General features: G+C 33.2%; 19 protein-coding genes. 12 read left to right on the top strand and 7 right to left on the bottom strand.

Going from position 1 to position 18,578, the window contains the following annotated elements:
- Nucleotides 1-27 precede the first annotated feature (27 nt).
- The 11 genes from ACHRV0_RS08225 (at nt 28) to ACHRV0_RS08175 (ending at nt 9,852) form a co-directional block, all read left to right on the top strand.
- A complete protein-coding gene (locus ACHRV0_RS08225) occupies nt 28-1,032 on the top strand; it encodes a bifunctional oligoribonuclease/PAP phosphatase NrnA (RefSeq protein ID WP_395411539.1) in 1,005 nt (334 codons plus the stop codon).
- Between the two features lie 6 nt (nt 1,033-1,038).
- Complete coding sequence (gene gldI / locus ACHRV0_RS08220; RefSeq protein WP_395440474.1) at nt 1,039-1,686, top strand: gliding motility-associated peptidyl-prolyl isomerase GldI; 648 nt, start codon at nt 1,039-1,041, stop codon at nt 1,684-1,686.
- Between the two features lie 15 nt (nt 1,687-1,701).
- A complete protein-coding gene (locus ACHRV0_RS08215; RefSeq protein WP_129024125.1) occupies nt 1,702-2,775 on the top strand; it encodes a peptidylprolyl isomerase in 1,074 nt (357 codons plus the stop codon).
- A gap of 45 nt (nt 2,776-2,820) precedes the next feature.
- Entirely contained in the window at nt 2,821-3,975 is a 1,155-nt protein-coding gene (locus ACHRV0_RS08210) for a peptidylprolyl isomerase (RefSeq protein WP_395440473.1), read from the top strand.
- Nucleotides 3,976-4,203: 228 nt separating this feature from the next.
- On the top strand, nt 4,204-5,100 hold the full coding sequence (locus ACHRV0_RS08205; RefSeq protein ID WP_129053611.1) for an EamA family transporter: 897 nt from the start codon (nt 4,204-4,206) through the stop codon (nt 5,098-5,100).
- A gap of 86 nt (nt 5,101-5,186) precedes the next feature.
- Entirely contained in the window at nt 5,187-5,546 is a 360-nt protein-coding gene (locus ACHRV0_RS08200) for a DoxX family protein (RefSeq protein ID WP_395440472.1), read from the top strand.
- Between the two features lie 30 nt (nt 5,547-5,576).
- Complete coding sequence (aqpZ, locus tag ACHRV0_RS08195; protein ID WP_129024128.1) at nt 5,577-6,284, top strand: aquaporin Z; 708 nt, start codon at nt 5,577-5,579, stop codon at nt 6,282-6,284.
- 31 nt (nt 6,285-6,315) lie between these two features.
- Complete coding sequence (locus tag ACHRV0_RS08190) at nt 6,316-6,558, top strand: GlsB/YeaQ/YmgE family stress response membrane protein (RefSeq protein ID WP_395440471.1); 243 nt, start codon at nt 6,316-6,318, stop codon at nt 6,556-6,558.
- A 110-nt stretch (nt 6,559-6,668) separates the two neighbouring features.
- Nucleotides 6,669-7,505 (top strand): sterol desaturase family protein, encoded by an 837-nt coding sequence (locus ACHRV0_RS08185; RefSeq protein WP_395440470.1) that lies wholly within the window; start codon nt 6,669-6,671, stop codon nt 7,503-7,505.
- Nucleotides 7,506-7,617: 112 nt separating this feature from the next.
- The gene (locus ACHRV0_RS08180; protein ID WP_089055159.1) at nt 7,618-7,896 is read left to right on the top strand and encodes a DUF2805 domain-containing protein; all 279 of its coding nucleotides are present in this window, start codon (nt 7,618-7,620) and stop codon (nt 7,894-7,896) included.
- 99 nt (nt 7,897-7,995) lie between these two features.
- Nucleotides 7,996-9,852, top strand: a complete 1,857-nt coding sequence (locus tag ACHRV0_RS08175) for a peptidase M61 (protein ID WP_395440469.1) — start codon at nt 7,996-7,998, stop codon at nt 9,850-9,852.
- A 158-nt stretch (nt 9,853-10,010) separates the two neighbouring features.
- On the opposite strand, the gene ACHRV0_RS08170 is transcribed toward ACHRV0_RS08175, so the two are convergent.
- The 3 genes from ACHRV0_RS08170 to ACHRV0_RS08160 form a co-directional block, all read right to left on the bottom strand.
- Nucleotides 10,011-10,454 carry a hypothetical protein gene (locus ACHRV0_RS08170; protein ID WP_089056530.1) on the bottom strand — a complete coding sequence of 148 codons (444 nt, stop codon included), beginning with the start codon at nt 10,452-10,454 and terminating at the stop codon, nt 10,011-10,013.
- Nucleotides 10,455-10,653: 199 nt separating this feature from the next.
- The gene (locus ACHRV0_RS08165; protein ID WP_395440776.1) at nt 10,654-12,987 is read right to left on the bottom strand and encodes a GH92 family glycosyl hydrolase; all 2,334 of its coding nucleotides are present in this window, start codon (nt 12,985-12,987) and stop codon (nt 10,654-10,656) included.
- 136 nt (nt 12,988-13,123) lie between these two features.
- Nucleotides 13,124-13,663, bottom strand: coding sequence for a hypothetical protein (locus ACHRV0_RS08160; protein ID WP_395440468.1), 540 nt, complete (start codon nt 13,661-13,663; stop codon nt 13,124-13,126).
- 243 nt (nt 13,664-13,906) lie between these two features.
- On the opposite strand from ACHRV0_RS08160, the gene ACHRV0_RS08155 reads away from it, so the two are divergent.
- Nucleotides 13,907-14,530: a M949_RS01915 family surface polysaccharide biosynthesis protein gene (locus tag ACHRV0_RS08155; RefSeq protein WP_395440467.1), complete on the top strand. Its 624-nt coding sequence runs from the start codon at nt 13,907-13,909 to the stop codon at nt 14,528-14,530.
- 14 nt (nt 14,531-14,544) lie between these two features.
- On the opposite strand, the gene ACHRV0_RS08150 is transcribed toward ACHRV0_RS08155, so the two are convergent.
- The 4 genes from ACHRV0_RS08150 to ACHRV0_RS08135 form a co-directional block, all read right to left on the bottom strand.
- Entirely contained in the window at nt 14,545-15,150 is a 606-nt protein-coding gene (locus ACHRV0_RS08150; RefSeq protein WP_395440466.1) for a GNAT family N-acetyltransferase, read from the bottom strand.
- 92 nt (nt 15,151-15,242) lie between these two features.
- Nucleotides 15,243-15,599, bottom strand: a complete 357-nt coding sequence (locus ACHRV0_RS08145; RefSeq protein WP_089055166.1) for a hypothetical protein — start codon at nt 15,597-15,599, stop codon at nt 15,243-15,245.
- A 99-nt stretch (nt 15,600-15,698) separates the two neighbouring features.
- A complete protein-coding gene (locus tag ACHRV0_RS08140) occupies nt 15,699-16,877 on the bottom strand; it encodes an AIR synthase related protein (protein WP_395440465.1) in 1,179 nt (392 codons plus the stop codon).
- Nucleotides 16,878-17,028: 151 nt separating this feature from the next.
- Nucleotides 17,029-18,507 carry a carboxypeptidase regulatory-like domain-containing protein gene (locus ACHRV0_RS08135; protein WP_241686535.1) on the bottom strand — a complete coding sequence of 493 codons (1,479 nt, stop codon included), beginning with the start codon at nt 18,505-18,507 and terminating at the stop codon, nt 17,029-17,031.
- Nucleotides 18,508-18,578 lie beyond the last annotated feature (71 nt).

Genomic DNA, 18,578 nt, shown 5'->3' with positions numbered 1-18,578 from the left:
CATTAAAAAAATGTAAATTCGCACACTATGAAAATACAAGATATTCAAGCAATACAATTGTTGCTTGCCGCCCCAAAGAAAATCGTAATAATTCCGCATAGAGGTCCAGATGGCGATGCTATGGGATCTACATTAGGTTTATATCATTTTTTACTCAAAAATAACCATCAGCCAACTGTAATTGCGCCTAATGATTTTCCTGATTTTTTAGCTTGGCTGCCAGGCTCAGAAACCGTTAAAATCTTTGAAAAAGATACTGAAAACTGTACCAAAATATTAGAAGAAGCCGAGTTAATTTTCACACTTGATTTCAATGCTCTGCATCGTGTAGGCGAAATGGAGCACACTTTGGCTCGATTAACTGCACCTTTCATTATGATTGATCATCATCAAAAACCTGATGATTATGCAGCTTATACTTATTCTGACACTTCGTACGGATCTACTTGCGAAATGGTTTATAACTTTATTTCCTTTTTAAACAAAAAAGAAGATATTGATAAAACTATCGCAACTTGCATTTATACAGGAATTTTGACGGATTCTGGTTCATTCCGTTTTCCGGGAACAACAGGAAACACGCATCGAATTATTGCAGAATTAATTGATTTAGGTGTAGAGAACACTCAAATTCCAGTTTTATTATTTGATAATAGCTCGTACAGTCGTCTGCAATTATTAGGACGCGCACTTCAAAACATGAAAGTTCTAGAAGAGCATCAAACATCATACACATCACTTACACAGGACGAATTAGATTCGTTTAATTATGTAAAGGGTGATACTGAAGGAATTGTAAATTACGGATTAAGTATAAAAGGTATTGTTTTTACAGCTATTTTTATAGAAAATAAAGACGAAAAAATCATCAAAATTTCATTCCGTTCACAAGGAGGTTTTGATGTTAACCAATTTGCACGCGACCATTTTAACGGCGGAGGCCACAGCAACGCAGCTGGCGGAAGATCTGAAACTACAATGGAAGAAACACTTAAAAAGTTTGAAGATTTAGTAAGTAAACTAAAAATATAACCCCGTATGAACTACTTAAAAATTAGTATTTACACACTGCTTTTTACTGTTTTACTGGCAAGCTGTAAACATCACGAAGAAGCTCGAAAACCAATTTCAAGAGCTTCGGGTACTTTTATGAAAAAGTCAGCCGACAGAAACAAAAAACTGGTTGCAAATGAAGAAGATGTTATCAAAAAGATCATCAAAACAAATCCAAAAGTAAAGTACTATGCTACTAGAAAAGGATATTGGTTTTCTTATGATGAAAAAAACAATACGGATACAGCTACACCAAAAAAAGGAGATATTGCCTATTTTAATTTAGAAGTAAAAGACATCAATGGCAAAATCATCTACTCAGAAGCTGATCTTGGCCCTCAGACGTATTATGTAGACAAACAGGATATTATGATGGGATTACGTGACGGAATCAAGTACATGAAAAAAAATGAAACTGTTACCTTTTTATTTCCATCACATATTGCTTACGGCTATCATGGCGATAATAAAAAAATAGGAACAAACCAACCTTTAATCTGTACTGTTACGCTTCGTAATTTTGTTCCTGATCCAGCAGCAGCTTCAAAAACTGCGGCAGCTCCAAAACAAACTGTAAAAAGTACAACAGCAGCTCCGGCAGCGACACAAAAAAAAGATACAATAAACCCATAAAAAAACATTTTAAAAATGAAAAAAAGTATTTTAGTATTATTACTAACCGCTGCTTCGTTTTACTCTTGTAAAAATGAAAACAGCAGCCTGCCTGATGGTTTATATGCCGATATTGAAACGAACAAAGGACATATAATTGTTGAATTAGATTATAAAAAAGCACCTGTTACAGTAGCTAACTTTGTAACCTTAGCCGAAGGCAAAAATGAGTTTGTTACCAAAGATTACTTGAAAAAGAAACATTTTTATGATGGTTTAAAATTTCATAGAGTTATAGAAAATTTCATGATTCAAACTGGAGATCCTGAAGGAACTGGTTCTGGAGATGCAGGTTATAGATTTAAAGATGAAATTTCAGATTTGAGATTTGACAAAGCTGGTGTTTTAGCAATGGCAAATAATGGTCCTGGCACAAACAGCAGTCAGTTCTTTATTACTCATACTGAAACTCCTTGGTTAGACGGAAAACATACTATTTTTGGTCACGTTGTCGACAAAGGTCAAGAAGTAGTAAACAAAGTGGTACAAGGTGATAGTATTGTTTCTGTTACTATTGTTAGAAACGGAGAAGCTGCCAAAAAATTTGATGCAGAAAAAGTACTTCATGATTATTTTGCAGAAGCTTCAAAAGAGAAAAGTAAGTTTGCGGGAGTGCAAAAAGAAAAAGTAGATTATTACGCTTCTTTAAAACCAAAAGCAACAAAAACCCACTCTGGTTTAGAATTCATAATCACTGAAAAAGGTACAGGTAAAAAACCAGCTACTGGCGCTCAAATATACATTCACTATGCTGGTTTCTTAGAAGATGGAACTTTGTTTGATTCAAGTATTGAAGATGTAAACAAAGCTTTTGGAAAATTTGATGCAGCAAGAGCTGAAGCAAAAGGTTATCAGCCAATTCCTTTTCAAGCAGGTCGTAAAGACGGTATGATCCCAGGTTTTATCGAAGGTATCGAGCAGCTATCATTTGGAGATAAAGCAGTTCTTTTTATTCCTGCACATTTAGCATACGGAGAAACTGGAGCCGGCGGTGTTATACCACCAAATGCAAATATTATTTTTGAAGTTCAATTATTAGAAAAACCATAATTATAAAACTTGTAATTATATTTCTTGACTTAAATTTAAAATGCAATGAAGTTTAAACTTTTATTTTTATTTTGTTTAGCGGTTGTAAATATTCAAGCGCAAACCACTAAAAAACCAGCCGCAAAACCTGCTGCTAAGCCAGCAGTAACGACTGCAAAACCTACAGCTAAACCTGTTGCTAAACCAAACCCGGATGAGGGAATATTTGCTACTATTTCTACAACAAAAGGAGACATCGTTCTATCGTTAGAATATGTAAAAACTCCTGTAACAGTGGCTAATTTTATTTCTCTTGCAGAAGGAAAAAATCCTAATGTAAAAGTAGAGAGACTTAAAGGAAAACCATTTTACGATGGTTTAAAATTTCATAGAGTTATTAATGATTTTATGATTCAAGGAGGAGATCCTGACGGAAATGGTTCTGGAGGCCCTGGATATTCATTTAAAGATGAATTTGTCGAAGAATTAAAATTCGAAAAAGGAGGCGTTCTTGCAATGGCTAATTCTGGACCTGCAACAAATGGCAGCCAGTTTTTTATTACTCATAAAGAAACTCCATGGCTTAATGGTAAACACACTATTTTTGGACATGTTGTATCTGGAATGGATAATGTAAATAAGATTGTTCAAGACGATATTATGACAAAAATTACTATTACTCGTAAAGGTGCTGCTGCTAAAAAATTTGATGCGGTAAAAGTCCTTACAGATGATGCAAAAAAACAAGAAGCTAAAAAAGCCGAAAGTCAAAAAGTAATTAAAGATAAGGCTGCTTACTTTGCAGCAACAAAAGCTAAAGCAACTACAACAGCTTCTAACTTAAAATATGTAATTACACAAAAAGGAACTGGCGTAAAAGGTGCTGAAGGTTCTTCAATTTACTTTCATTATGCAGGTTATTTTGAAGACGGAAGTCTTTTTGACAGCAGCATGAGCAATGTAGCAAAAGCTTATGGCAAATACGACGCAAACAGAGATGCTCAAGGCGGATACAAGGCTTTTCCTTTTACAGTTGGTAAAAAAGATGGTATGATTCCTGGTTTTATTGAAGCTCTAGACATGATGACAGATGGAGAAAAAGCAATTTTCTTCCTTCCTTCAAACTTAGCTTATGGCGAAAAAGGAGCTGGAGGCGTAATTCCGCCAAATGCAACTTTAATTTTTGAAATTGAAACCTATCAAAATCAACCAACAAAATAATACTTTCAAATTCCTTTTTTGAAATAACAATTAAAGTTCCCAAAAGTTCAAATCTTTGGGAACTTTTTTTATTTCTGCCAAAAATATCCTTCTGAAGAATCCCTAAAATAATACTAAAATAAAAAACCAAAACACGCACAATGATAACGTTTGCGTATATTTTCTATTAATTCCTAAACAAAATACCTTACCTTTGCCCGCTTAATTTTTTCAAAACAAATCATAAAGATGTTACAAAACAATGTATTAAAAGGAGTATTTTTAGTTGCTTTAGGAGCTACAACTTACGGAATGTTAGCTACTTTCGTAAAAATGGCTTACACTGAAGGATATACAACAGCCGAAGTTACAACTTCTCAATTTATACTTGGTATACTTGGTATCTTGCTTATAAATGCTTTTCAAAAAGCAAAAAACAAAGGAACCGTTGTAAAAGCTTCATCAAAAAACATATTCAGTTTAATGCTTGCGGGAACATCGTTAGGAATGACAAGTTTATTTTATTATCTGGCAGTAAAATATATACCAGTTTCTATAGGTATCGTGTTATTAATGCAAACTGTTTGGATGGGTGTTTTACTTGAAATGATTCTAGAAAAAAAACTGCCTTCAAAACAAAAAGTTATTGCCGTTTTAATTGTCCTTGTTGGAACGGTTTTAGCCACTAATATCATCAATAATGATATTGCACTAGATTGGCGCGGAATTGTTTGGGGTGTGTTAGCTGCTGCATCTTTTACTACAACAATGTTTACTGCTAATCGTGTCGCTACAGAAATTTCATCGGCTCAGCGAAGCTTATATATGCTTTTGGGCGGTGCTGTAATTATATTCTCCTTTGCTTTTTTTACGCAGACTGGTTCTTTTAATCTTGATATTTTCTTTAAGTGGGGAATCATTCTAGCTTTGTTTGGCACTATCATCCCTCCTATGTTATTGAACTTAGGTTTTCCGTTAACCGGAATTGGATTAGGCAGTATTGTTTCGGCATTAGAATTACCCGTTTCTGTAATGATGGCTTATGTTTTATTGAATGAAAAAGTGATTTTTTCTCAATGGATTGGAATTGTTTTAATTATTCTGGCGATCATTATTATGAATGTAAATTTTAAACGCAGCAAATAAGCTTTTAATATACCGTTAAAAAAAAGCGCCTTGTAATGTTATAATTGTTAATTTTTTTATAAATTCGTGATAAACTACTATCTATCATGAATTTACCTTGGCATTTATATTTGATGGCAATTCTTTATATACTTGCAGGACTAAATCATTTTAGAAATCCTGGAATGTATATTAAAATTATACCTCCTGTATTCAAAAACCCCAAAGTAATAAATATTTTAAGTGGAGCTGCCGAAATACTATTAGGCATTCTTCTAACACTTTCTTTTTCGATACATATTGCGGCTTGGGGAATTATTGCATTATTAATTGCAATTTTTCCTGCCAATTTGTATATGTATCAAAATAAAAAAGCAAGTTTTGGTTTACCAAAATGGATTTTATTTGTACGTTTGCCCTTACAGATCGTCTTGATTTTTTGGGCATATCAATACACCCAATATTAATCAAATCTATTAATCTAAAATTATTTAATTATGAAAAAATTATTTGCTGAATTTTTTGGAACTTATTGGCTGGTTTTTGGAGGTTGCGGAAGTGCACTTTTTGCAGCAGGAATTCCAAATCTAGGAATTGGATTTGCGGGCGTTGCTTTAGCTTTTGGTTTAACCGTATTAACAATGGCGTATGCCGTAGGGCATATTTCAGGAGGACATTTTAATCCAGCCGTATCGTTTGGATTATGGGCTGGAGGAAGATTTCCTGCAAAAGATCTTTTACCTTATATCATTTCGCAATGTATTGGTGCACTTGCTGCTGCTGGAACATTATTTATTATTTGGACGGGTAAAGCAGGAAACGCAATTAACAATACACAAGCAGGTGCTTTTGCATCAAACGGATATGGAGCATTCTCTCCTGATGGATATTCACTGCAATCTGCTTTTATAGCTGAGTTCGTTCTAACATTATTCTTCTTGTTAGTAATTTTAGGTGCAACAGATAAGTTTGCAAACGGAAGATTTGCCGGCATCGCAATTGGTTTGGCTTTAACTCTTATTCACTTAATCAGTATTCCTATTACAAATACATCGGTAAATCCTGCGAGATCATTATCGCAAGCTATTTTTGTTGGCGGCGAGCCTCTTTCTCAAGTTTGGTTATTCTGGGTTGCCCCAATTTTAGGTGCCATTGTAGCTGGATTTATTTATAAATCGTTGTTGCAAAATCACGACGCAGCATAATTCAACTTTTGTAACTTTTAAATTTAAAACTATGGAATTTTTATATTTCTTACTTATAGGAGCCATTTCAGGCTGGCTTGCGGGTCAAATCTGGAAAGGTGCAGGTTTTGGATTATTTGGTAATATTATCGTTGGAATTATCGGCGGTTTTGTTGGCGGCTGGATTGCCGGCAAACTCGGAATTGGCGGCGGCGGACTTTTATGGCAGATTATTGTTGCCATAGGAGGAGCTTGGGTATTACTTTTCATAATCAGCTTGATAAAAAAAGCTTAAAAATAGTACAGCTAAAAAAACACATTCTAAGAGGAAATCAGATATTCAAGTATTTGGTTTCCTCTTTTTTTAAAGAAAGAACATTTCAAATCTATTTAAACCAATTTGTTATGAACGAAATTATTTCTTATTTCAGCACCATTCCATCATCGCATCGCAGTTTAATTTTAGTGGGAGGCATTACCTTTTTTTGGATAATAGAGAATACTTTTCCTCTTTTTCAAATGAAATACCACAAATGGCAGCATGCAGGAATCAACTTCTTTCTAACATTTACCACTATAATCGTCAATTTTGTACTGGCTTTTATTCTAATAAAAACTGCAAGCTGGACAACCGAAAATCATTTTGGCATTCTACAATGGCTGCCCGAAATTCCTATTTGGCTGTATACCATTATCGGACTGCTTTTATTAGATTTAATAGGTGCTTATTTAGTACATTTTATTGAACATAAAGTAAAGTTTCTGTGGCGCTTTCACATTATACATCACACAGACACTTGGATCGATACAACAACTGCAAACAGACATCATCCGGGAGAAAGTATAATTCGATTTGTATTTACTACTCTTGGCGTTCTTGTAGTTGGCAGTCCTATGTGGATGGTTTTTCTATACCAAACATTATCTGTAATTGCAACTCAATTTAATCATGCCAACATTTCGCTGCCAAACAAATTAGATGTTTTCTTAAGTTACTTTTTAGTTTCTCCAAATATGCACAAAGTACACCATCATTATGTACTGCCTTACACAGATAGCAATTATGGCAATATTTTCTCTGTTTGGGATCGACTATTTGGAACTTTTACCACTTTACCAAAAGAAGAGTTAATTTACGGAGTCGACACACATATGCTGCCTGAAGAAAACAATCAATTAAGAAATTTATTAAAAATTCCGTTTCAAAAATTGCGATCCTTTAATTCCGAAAAAAAACAGTAAAAAAAACATACTTGATCGAACCAACTAATTATTTTTTTTATTAATATTGATACATAAAATGAAAATCAATCTATTAATCATTAACCTCTATTTTTGAATTAATTTTCACGAGATGAAAAAGAGTAACCGCAAAGAATTGAATTGGGAACAAACCGAGAAGCTTGTTTCATTAGCCTTAGAAGAAAAAAATCCATTTGAAGTCATAAAAAAAGAATTTGGGTTGGCAGAAAAAGAAGTTCTTGAAATCATGAAGAAGAAAATGCCTCTTGAAAAATTTGAGATGTGGAAAAAGAAAGCCATTGCCAATAAACCAAAACCGAAACCCGTTAAAATTGATGATTTTGATGAAGATTTAGATGGTAAATATTATATAAAAAACAAATTCGACTAAATTAAAACTCCTGAGCGTCAGGAGTTTTTTTTTTATTTTTTACTTTATTGTAACAATTTTACTTTTTTTAGTCAAATACGAATAACTAAACTTAAACAAATGAAAAAAATACTTTACACTTTAGCTCTTGCTGTAACGCTTTGGAGCTGTAAAACTGGAAGTACTTCAGCAGGAAAAAGCAATGTTGTAGATGTTAACATCAATCTTGTAGATGTAAAAGACGACAAAGTTTTAGTAACGGTAACTCCTCCTCAAATCAAAACAGACGAGATTGTTTACAGCATTCCGAAAACGGTTCCAGGAACTTATTCAACTGATAACTACGGAAAAAATTCAGAAGACTTCAAAGCTTTTGATGCAAAAGGAAACGCTTTAACTGTAAAAAGAATCGACGATAATTCATGGTCTATTTCGAATGCAAAAGCGTTAAAAAAAATCACGTATTTAGTTAATGACACTTTCGATACTGAAAAAGGAACTGGTTTTGGCAATGATGATATTTTCTCGCCTGCAGGTACTAACATCAATGCAGGAGTTAATTTCTTAGTAAATACACATGGCTTTGTAGGGTATTTTCAAGACAAATTAGAGATTCCTTATAAAGTTACTATTACACATCCTGAAACACTTTGGGGAGCAACTTCTATGACAGATCAGGATCCAAGCAAAACAAGCGATGTTTTTACAACTCCACGTTATGCTGTTTTAGTCGAAAATCCTATTATGTATTCTAAACCAGATTATACTGAGTTTAATGTAAATGGTATGGATATTTTAATTGCTGTTTACTCGCCAACTGGAAAATTTACTGCCGAAAGCATCACGCCGGAAATGAAAACAATGATGACGGCGCAAAAAAACTTTTTAGGAAAAGTAAATGCAAATAAAAAATATACTGTTTTATTGTATTTATCAACCTTAGCAAAAGATGATGCACACGGTTTTGGAGCTTTAGAGCACCCAACTGTAACAACTGTTGTACTGCCAGAATCAATGCCAAAAGAAAAACTGGTAGAATCAATGAAAGATGTCGTTTCTCATGAGTTTTTTCATATCGTAACGCCATTAACTATTCACTCAAAAGAAATCCAGTATTTTGATTATAATGCACCTAAAATGTCTGAACATTTATGGATGTACGAAGGTGTTACAGAATATTTTGCCAACCTTTTTCAAATCAATCAAGGTTTAATTAACGAAGGTGAGTTCTACACTCGTATTGCAGACAAAATTGAGCAGTCTAAAAGTTTAGATGATACTATGTCTTTTACTAAAATGAGTGCCAATGTTTTAGAACAGCCTTATAAAGATCAATACTTAAATGTGTACCAAAAAGGAGCTTTAATTGGTATGTGTATTGACATTATTATTAGAGAAAAAAGCAATGGAGAAAGAGGAATTCTTGATTTAATGCATAAATTATCTAGTGAATATGGTGTTGATAAACCATTTAATGATAATGAATTATTTGCAAAGATCACGCAGTTAACTTATCCTGAAGTAGGCGAATTTTTAAACAAATATGTAGCAGGAACTACTCCTATTCCTTATGACTTTTATTTGGCAAAAGTTGGTGTAACTAAAGCCGTTGAGAAAAAAGCGGCGCCAGTTTTTATTAAAGGACAAACTCCATACATTAGTGTAGATAAAAAGACTAAAGAAATCGCAGTTCGTTCTGATATTGGAACTAATGAATTCTTTAAAAATATAAATCTAAAAGGCGGTGATATTATTCTTTCAGTAAACAACAAGCCTTACTCTCTAGATAATATCTACGATCTAATAACTGAAAGTGAGAACTGGAAAGAAAACGATCCTATTACTTTAAAAATTAAACGCGGCGGTAAAGAAGAAACGATAAAAGGAACAGTAAAACTGCCTTACGAAGAATCTGAAACTTTTAAAGCTACTGATGCTTCAAAAGAAAAACTTAAAAATGCTTGGTTGAAAGGTTAATTCCCTTTTGACTGAAAACAAAAAAACCGACAAGTGATTGTCGGTTTTTTTATACTATAGTTTGTAAGGTTTGTCAGGCTGAGCGAAGTCGAAGCCATCGCAAATTAAATTAGCACTGAGTTGGGCTTCGACTCCGCTCAGCCTGACAAAAAAAGAGTTTATTTCTTCACTGGAAATTTCCAAGCAAATTCATCCTTATCATTGATGATTGCTCCAATTTCGAATTTCACTACTTCATCAAATTCTGTTTGAAGAATAAACCAATTGTCTTCGTTGAAATAATTCTCAAACGTATCAAAAGTTTCTTGGGTATATTTTGTTATTCCTTTTGCAGCAAAATCTTTCTTTACATCAGCAATTTTTCTTCCGATTAACTTGAAGCCAAAAACTTCTAAATCATTACTAGAAGCCACTATATAACCTAATTTCAAGTCTTCTTCTTGATAAAATGTTAATCTCATTTTGTATGCATTATATACAAAAATCACATTATCATCTTCGTCGTTATAGTTTTTATCAGGTTTTCCTAAAACAGCTGTTACATCGTTCTGCTTCATCCCGAAAAGCAGTTTATCAATTCCTGATTTTAAATTTATTTTCATAATGATTTTTCTAATATTTGAAATGCAAATTTCGTGAACTTTTTTGTTGTTTAGCCACGAATTACGCAAATTTTCACGAATTTTAATATTACACCGTTTGGCTCATTTACAAACTTTTGTCAGGCTGAGCGGAGTCGAAGCCCATTTTCGTTATAAAAGCCCTTCGACTACGCTCAGGGTGACAAACATAAAACTAATTTTAATATTGTTTCTTATTCGGTTTACTGCTCATATAAAATGTTATTTTCCCGCCATTCATAACATCAGCATGTTTTAAAAATGGTTTTTCTAATTGTTTTCCGTTCAGCAGAACTTTACTCACAAATACATTTTTATCAGATTGGTTTACGGTTTCTACTTCGAAAGTTTTCCCGTTTTCTAAATTTAAAACAGCATTTTTCAGCAACGGACTTCCTAATGCATATTCATCAGAACCGGGAGCGACTGGATAAAATCCTAAACTGCTAAAAATATACCAAGCACTCATTTGTCCGAAATCATCATTTCCTCCTAAACCATCAGCACCATTTCTGTACATTTTTTTCAAGATCATTCTAATTTTATCTTGAGCTTTCCATGGAGAATCTGTCCAATTATACAAGTATACAACGTGATGTGAAGGCTCATTTCCATGTACATAATTCCCAATTATTCCTTCTCTTGTAATGTCTTCTGTATTCTCAAAATATTTGTCCGGAAGATGCATGTTGAATAACGAATCTAAACGAACTTTAAACTTCTCATTTCCGCCCATCAATTTAATCATGTCAGCAGGATCTTGCGGAACGTACAAGCTGTAATTCCAAGAATTTCCTTCAATAAAACCTTGGCCGTGCGTGTCAAGCGGATCAAACTCTTTCTTAAAAGTTCCATCGTTTAGTTTCGGACGCATAAAACCTGTTTTTTCATCATAGACGTTTTTATAATTTTTCGATCTATTGATGAATTCATTATAAATATCTGTTTTTCCCAATTTCTTCGCAGCTTGTGCAATAGCCCAATCATCATAAGCATATTCTAAAGTTTTAGAAACCGAAGCACCGCTTTTGTCTTCTGGAACATATCCTTTATTCATGTAAAATTCTAATCCATCATAATACGGCACTTTTGCAGTATTTACACAAGCCTGAAGTGCTTTTTCAGCATCAAAATTAATATTTCCTTTTACAATCGCATCTGCTACAACTGAAACAGAATGATATCCAATCATACACCAATTTTCGTTTGCATAATGCGACCAGATTGGAAGCATTTTATGAACACTTTGATCTGAATGTGCCAGCATTGAACTTACCATATCTGCATTTCTTTTTGGCTGAACAATATTAAATAAAGGATGTAAAGCACGATACGTATCCCAAAGTGAATAACTGGTATAATTGGTAAAGTTTTCGGCTTTGTGAACATTCATATCTAAACCTTTGTAATTTCCGTCTAAATCCATGTATTCGGTCGGGCCTAAAAAGGCATGATACATTGCGGTGTAAAAATTAACTAAATCTTCTTTTTGAATGGTTTCAATCTGAACTTTATTCAATTCTTTATTCCAAACTTCCTGACTTTGTCTTTTTACTTTTTCAAAATCCCAATCTGGTGTTTCTTTTTTCATGTTTTCTAATGCTCCAGCCGAACTAACAGGAGATAAAGCCATTTTAATTTTGATCTTTTCGCCTTCATTCGTATCAAAATCAAAAAACAATTTTAGGTTCTGACCTGCCATTTCTGGAAAGTTTTTCGTTTGATCAAATCTTCCCCAAAAACCTCTGTACACACTTTTTTCTTGTGCTGCCTGTCCGTAACTTTTAATTGGTTTATTGAAAGACATAGCAAAATAAACCGTTCTGGTTCTCGCCCATCCATTTGTTTGACGGTATCCTGTTATTAACGTATCATTTTCTATACGAACAAAAGTCCATACATTTTTTTTATCATAATTATAAATTCCAGAAGTTAAGTCCAGAATTATATGTGCTTCATCAGATTTTGGAAATGTGTATTGGTGCATTCCAACGCGAGTTGTTGCCGTAAGTTCTGCTTTTATTTTATGATCTTCTAGAAAAACACTGTAATAAGCCGGCTCTGCTTTTTCTGTCGAATGAGAAAATGCCGATCTATAGCCCGATAAAGGTTTTGATGCAACTCCTGGATTTAATTGTAATTTTCCCGTTGTAGGCATAATTAAAAAATCACCTAAATCTGAATGTCCCGTTCCGCTGAAATGCGTATGACTAAAGCCTACAATCGTTTTGTCTTCATACTGATAGCCTGCACAGTATTTATAAACTTCACCATTATATTTTCCGTTTAAACTGTAAGCAATCGTATCAGTTTCCGGGCTTAATTGTACGCTTCCAAAAGGCACTGTAGCACCTGGGTAAGTATGTCCCATTTTTGCGGTTCCTATCATTGGATCTACATATTGAATAAGATTTTGTTTTCCGCTTGCTTTCTTTTGTGCGTTTATAGTGTTGGAAAAAACGAGCAGCAAAATTGATATTCCGAAAAGACAATTTTTGAAGTTTATTTTAGTCATTTTATAGTTTTTCTTATTTATTAATTTCATTACTTTTTGACAAGCGAATTTTCACTTAAAGTAATCGTGATCCGTTGGGAGTAATTATTCAAAATTAAAAGTTCATTGAACTATAACTTAGAATTTAATAATGGTATTATTCAATTTTCTTAAAAACTAAAATTTGAGTACAATTGTCATCGAGACAATGAATTTCTAACATTGAACCAATAGTTACAATTGCATTTTGTAAACTATTTTTTGGATTACCAATAAATCTATTATTTGAATTAATACTGAAGCCAAGGTCTGTTGTAAATTCATGAATAGCATTTAACTTTTCAATTTTATTATAACCAAGTCCTGTTGTACTTTTATCATAATTTGTTTTGACATTTAAAACACGTGTTTTTATTACCCACTTATTTTCTTGCTTACTGTTTTTATAAGATTCTGTATAAAAAGGTACAACGTATTTGATGAAAAAAAAGGAAGGAAAAATTACAAATGCTGATCCGAAAAAAAACATGAAATCATAATTAGACAACAAAATTTGATCAATTAAACTCTTGATTACACAAAATAGCAAAATGCACACGGGAAGAACTACAAAAATAATTGCAAAAATATGTGTTCTAAATCTGCTCTTAAGAATAACTTTTTCTTCTTTTGTTAAAGGAATTTTTTGAATGCTCATTTGCAAATAATCTTAATTTATTCAAATGTATTATTCTTTCTCCAAAAAAATCATTTTATTCAACGTCAATTCTACTATCTTAACCTTTAGAATTATCGATAAAATTAAGTATTGCTTGCACGCAATGAGTTAATAATAAATATATCAAACAATTAGAGCTGCGCAGAATAGTAAATTCCTATGAAATATTTGTCTTTATTCTGACTTTATCTCGATACCTTTACTTTTTATAAAAATCAATGTATGAAAAAAATATTCTTTATATTCTTTGTTTTAAACTCTCTTTTTTGTTTCTCTCAAAAGGCTGAAAGCAGCAGATTGTCAAAAGAACAAATAATTCAAAAAGAACTAAACCAGCTTTCAGATTTCCCAATCTATAGAGCATTTGAATATAAAGATAAAGGCGGTGTTTATGGTTTGGTTTTAACCGAAAATCAACAAGCTGTATCTAAAAAAGACACTTTAAATACAAAAATAAAAGCTATTTGTGTGCTTAATGATCATGGCGGATTTTTAGAAAAATGGAGAATCAACGATTTACTTGAAGATTATGATCCTAAAGAAACCAATATTTGGTTCTGGACAAAATACTGCAGCACAAAAGATCTTGACGGCGACGAATATATAGATCCTGTTATTGTTTACGGAACAAGAACGGAATACGATGAAATAAGACGTGTAAAAATCATTACAGTTTACAACAACAAAAAGTATGTAATTCGTGCTGTAGAATGTGATCTAGATTATTGCAGAAGCTTTAAAAAGGATGCAAATTGGAACTTATTACCTCAAAAAATAAAAACTTACATGGACCAATTAGTTGTCAAAATAAGAAAAGAGCAAAATTTATTATTGAAGGATGGATAAAAGGTAAATTAAAATTATAACTTTTGTTTTAGATTTTCTTTTACCTCATCAAACCATTCGTTTCTAAGAATACTCAAAACAATAGAATCACGACGAACATCACTGTTTGCTGTTGGCATATGACTGCGCAAAACGCCTTCGACTTTACAGCCAATACTTTTCATTGCGGCAACACTTCTTTCGTTATTATTGTCTGCACGAAATTCTACGCGCTCCATTCCTAAAGTTTCAAAAGCAAATTGAAGCAGTAAAAACTTGCAGTGTTTATTAAGTCCTGTTCCTCTAAAAGCAGAACCGTACCAAGTGTACCCTAATTGCAGGGTTTTATATTCGAGATTAATATCGTAAAAACGGGTTGAACCTGCGTATTTTTTAGCTTTTTTATCGAAAACTATAAAAGGGAATTCTTTTTGATTTTCTCTCGCTTTTACAGCGAACTGAATGTATTTGATCAAATTTTCTTTACCATCGGCACCAATTAACGAATATTTCCATGTTTCAGGTTCATTAAGCGATATTTCTAATAAATTTTCGACATCTGATTCTTGAAGTGATCGTAATAAAACAACCTCATCTTCTAAAACTAAAGTATCTGTAAAAGAAAAATTGGAAACAGTCATGGTTTGCTTTTTGGTTGTTCTTTGTAAAATCTTCGGGTTTTTAGCAAAACTTTTATCGCGACGAAATTCATAAACTTATTGAACTAAAAAATTTATTCACTCATTTCATCATAACGCTCCGGAACTTGCGGATCGTAAAGCGGACATTTAAATTCCAGCATCAAATCGACCAATTGATTCATAGTTTTTCCTTCGGTGCCATAACAATCTATTTTGACACTTTGCGGAGTTGTAATAACTTGAAAAGCGCCTTTTCCTGCATTATTTTTCCAGCTGTTTTCATCAATTCTTTCCCATTTTGAAAAAACAGAATTAATGCGATTTATAATTACCTCAACAGGAAGTTTCTCCAAGCCGATAACTCCTTCTTTTTCAACAAGAGCTTCGTAAACCTCATGATGGTTTAGGTAAATTTCGTCTAAATATCTCCAAAAAAGCAGTTCGTACATAATGAAGTGTTTTTAAAACATATAAGTGATATAAGTTCATATTAAAATCGCTTGAAAAGTAACTAAAATGAACTTATACCACTTATATGGTGAATTATTTTAATATTCGAATGTTCCGTATTCGCTGGTAATTGTTAGTTTTTTAGCATCAGCTGCTTCTACTCTACCTACGATTTGTGCATCAACATTAAATGATTTCGAAATGGCAATAATATCTTGTGCAATATTCTCAGGAACATAAATTTCCATACGGTGACCGCAGTTGAAAACTTGATACATTTCTTTCCAATCTGTTTTTGATTGTTCTTGAATTAACTTGAACAATGGCGGAACTGGAAATAAATTGTCTTTTATAATGTGTAAATCTTTTACGAAATGTAAAATTTTAGTTTGCGCGCCTCCGCTGCAATGCACCATTCCGTGAATATCGCTTGGTGTATAAGTATCTAAAATTTTCTTGATAATTGGTGCATACGTTCTAGTTGGCGAAAGCACTAATTGACCCGCATTTATTGGGCTGTTTTCAACTTCATCAGTTAAACTAACCTGACCTGAATAAATTAATTCTTCTGGAACTGCTGCATCGTAACTTTCTGGATATTTTTTAGCCAAATATTTCCCGAAAACATCATGACGTGCAGAAGTCAAACCGTTGCTTCCCATTCCGCCGTTATATCCTTTTTCGTAAGCTGCCTGCCCAAAAGACGCTAAACCAACAATTACATCACCAGCTTTAATATTAGCATTATCTACAACATCGCTGCGTTTCATACGAGCCGTAACTGTCGAGTCTACAATTATTGTGCGAACAACATCTCCAACATCGGCAGTTTCACCACCTGTTGAGTGAATAGTTACTCCAAATGATTTTAATTCGTTGATTAATTCTTCTGTTCCGTTTATAATTGCCGAAATAACCTCAGCAGGAATTAAGTTTTTGTTTCTTCCAATTGTAGAGGAAAGCAAAATATTATCTGTAGCTCCTACACATAATAAATCGTCAATATTCATGATTAAAGCATCTTGAGCAATTCCTTTCCAAACCGAAATATCTCCAGTTTCTTTCCAGTACATATATGCCAAAGATGATTTTGTACCTGCTCCATCTGCATGCATAATCAAGCAATGCTCTGAATCTTGCGTTAAGTAATCTGGTACAATTTTACAAAATGCTTGCGGAAACAAGCCTTTGTCAATATTTTTTATAGCGTTATGTACGTCTTCTTTTGATGCCGAAACACCTCTTTGTGCATATCTTTTGCTAGAATCTGAACTCATGAAAATTAGTTTGTGTTGATGTGGTGCAAAGATAATCCCTTTTTTTAATTCTTTGACTTATTCGATTATATGATTCACAAAAAAATCGGCAGAAACTAATTTCTGCCGATTTCCCCTGATTAACTATTTTGAAAAAATTGGTCTTTTAAGTTTATTTCCAATCTGGCATTGCTGCGTTTTGGAATAGAGTTGTCCTTGTTGAACTATCGGATATACTTGCTGTTTGAATATTTTTAGCAGATAATCCATCATTCGACGTATTAACAAAGATGACTTTTGCTTCGTTTGGTGAGAATTTGACATCTAAGTCATTAAAACCATTCTCTTTTTGAGTGTCTAATTCTGCCGAAGTATTTGTTGCTACTGTGTAAATAAATATTCTAGAATCTAATCGTCTGTAAGTCGAATTTTCGAAACCAGAAACATCTTTGGTATAAACTACTTTACTATTATCGATCGTAATACCAAGACCGCTTGCAGCACCTTTTTCTCCAGAAAGTATTTGATACAAGACATCTCCAGCCATATTTATAGCATATATTTCGACATTATAACCCGAGGCGTCATTTACTTTTAGCACAATCTGGCTTCCGTCCTGACTCCATTCGCACTCTGATATAAACTTACCATTAGGGGTTTTAAATATCTGGACTAAACCTGAACCATCTGAGTCTATACGAAGGAGCTGATCGAAATTAGGATAAATTATCTGTCTTCCGTTGGTGCTCCAGCAATAATTAACATGATCCATATTAAATCCAGCGATTGGAATAAAGTTGGTCACTTTTTTTACATCTGTACCATCAGGATTCATGGTAAAGATTTGATTTAATGAACCGTCAGAACTTATGTAAGCAATTCGATTGATACTCAAATTTTTTCTCGGCCTATAACTATTAACTGATGATGGTGACAACTGAAGTTCATTTCCAGCTTCATCTGCGGTATAAATGACATTATTATTTTTTACTTTTTTAACATACAAATATCTCGGATTTGGAAATGCTAATGTTGTAAAAGAAGTTATTGCACTATTTGTAGGTTTATTGATTCCGTCATTTGCCGATACTTGCCAATAGTATTTTGTACTATAATCTAAACCTGTAATTTTTAAAGTTGTAGCCTTAAGATCAGAATAAGTTTTAACTTCATCAGTCGTTCCGTTTTTAACGGTAACTTGAAACGTCATTGGATCTTTTTCCGGATCTGTTGAAGTCCAAGTTAAGTCTAGACTTAAAGCCTGAGAAGTAGCATTATCCAAAGGAGCTGTAAGCGTAGGAATTTCAGGTGGTTTATTATTTGCTGTAGATACTTCTAACTCAAAAATAATTTCTACCGGAACATCTTTTTCAACAGTAGCGGGTTGAAATCTGGCAATAAATCCATCTTTCTGCGCTTGAAAAGAATATTTTCCTACTGGTACTTTTTCCATAATAAAGTAACCATCTTTATCTGAGAATACAGTGCTTGTTGTTGGGCTCGATAAAACCCGGGCATTTGCGATTCCTTCGTAGGTTCGAATGTCAACAACTCTTCCTTTTACTACTGCCGTTCCTGTGTCGTCAACTTGTTCTTCACTACAAGACATCAAAAGAATAAAGCACGCCAAAATTTTTAATCCTATTTTCATTTGAGACATAATTTTATTAAACTTACATTGTATTTACTCCTGTAATCATTTTATAAAGAACCTGGAAATAT

The sequence above is a fragment of the Flavobacterium sp. FlaQc-30 genome (assembly GCF_044005885.1).
Lineage (GTDB): Bacteria > Bacteroidota > Bacteroidia > Flavobacteriales > Flavobacteriaceae > Flavobacterium.
The sequence above is the reverse complement of the archived record's forward strand: the minus strand, read 5'-3'. Positions and strand labels throughout refer to the sequence as shown.

What these genes read in the sequence shown, in the direction of transcription:
- ACHRV0_RS08225 (WP_395411539.1), top strand. Translation starts at nt 28, where the DNA reads ATGAAAATACAAGATATTCAAGCAATACAATTGTTGCTTGCCGCCCCA.
- gldI (WP_395440474.1), top strand. Translation starts at nt 1,039, where the DNA reads ATGAACTACTTAAAAATTAGTATTTACACACTGCTTTTTACTGTTTTA.
- ACHRV0_RS08215 (WP_129024125.1), top strand. Translation starts at nt 1,702, where the DNA reads ATGAAAAAAAGTATTTTAGTATTATTACTAACCGCTGCTTCGTTTTAC.
- ACHRV0_RS08210 (WP_395440473.1), top strand. Translation starts at nt 2,821, where the DNA reads ATGAAGTTTAAACTTTTATTTTTATTTTGTTTAGCGGTTGTAAATATT.
- ACHRV0_RS08205 (WP_129053611.1), top strand. Translation starts at nt 4,204, where the DNA reads ATGTTACAAAACAATGTATTAAAAGGAGTATTTTTAGTTGCTTTAGGA.
- ACHRV0_RS08200 (WP_395440472.1), top strand. Translation starts at nt 5,187, where the DNA reads ATGAATTTACCTTGGCATTTATATTTGATGGCAATTCTTTATATACTT.
- aqpZ (WP_129024128.1), top strand. Translation starts at nt 5,577, where the DNA reads ATGAAAAAATTATTTGCTGAATTTTTTGGAACTTATTGGCTGGTTTTT.
- ACHRV0_RS08190 (WP_395440471.1), top strand. Translation starts at nt 6,316, where the DNA reads ATGGAATTTTTATATTTCTTACTTATAGGAGCCATTTCAGGCTGGCTT.
- ACHRV0_RS08185 (WP_395440470.1), top strand. Translation starts at nt 6,669, where the DNA reads ATGAACGAAATTATTTCTTATTTCAGCACCATTCCATCATCGCATCGC.
- ACHRV0_RS08180 (WP_089055159.1), top strand. Translation starts at nt 7,618, where the DNA reads ATGAAAAAGAGTAACCGCAAAGAATTGAATTGGGAACAAACCGAGAAG.
- ACHRV0_RS08175 (WP_395440469.1), top strand. Translation starts at nt 7,996, where the DNA reads ATGAAAAAAATACTTTACACTTTAGCTCTTGCTGTAACGCTTTGGAGC.
- ACHRV0_RS08170 (WP_089056530.1), bottom strand. Translation starts at nt 10,454, where the DNA reads ATGAAAATAAATTTAAAATCAGGAATTGATAAACTGCTTTTCGGGATG.
- ACHRV0_RS08165 (WP_395440776.1), bottom strand. Translation starts at nt 12,987, where the DNA reads ATGACTAAAATAAACTTCAAAAATTGTCTTTTCGGAATATCAATTTTG.
- ACHRV0_RS08160 (WP_395440468.1), bottom strand. Translation starts at nt 13,663, where the DNA reads ATGAGCATTCAAAAAATTCCTTTAACAAAAGAAGAAAAAGTTATTCTT.
- ACHRV0_RS08155 (WP_395440467.1), top strand. Translation starts at nt 13,907, where the DNA reads ATGAAAAAAATATTCTTTATATTCTTTGTTTTAAACTCTCTTTTTTGT.
- ACHRV0_RS08150 (WP_395440466.1), bottom strand. Translation starts at nt 15,150, where the DNA reads ATGACTGTTTCCAATTTTTCTTTTACAGATACTTTAGTTTTAGAAGAT.
- ACHRV0_RS08145 (WP_089055166.1), bottom strand. Translation starts at nt 15,599, where the DNA reads ATGTACGAACTGCTTTTTTGGAGATATTTAGACGAAATTTACCTAAAC.
- ACHRV0_RS08140 (WP_395440465.1), bottom strand. Translation starts at nt 16,877, where the DNA reads ATGAGTTCAGATTCTAGCAAAAGATATGCACAAAGAGGTGTTTCGGCA.
- ACHRV0_RS08135 (WP_241686535.1), bottom strand. Translation starts at nt 18,507, where the DNA reads ATGAAAATAGGATTAAAAATTTTGGCGTGCTTTATTCTTTTGATGTCT.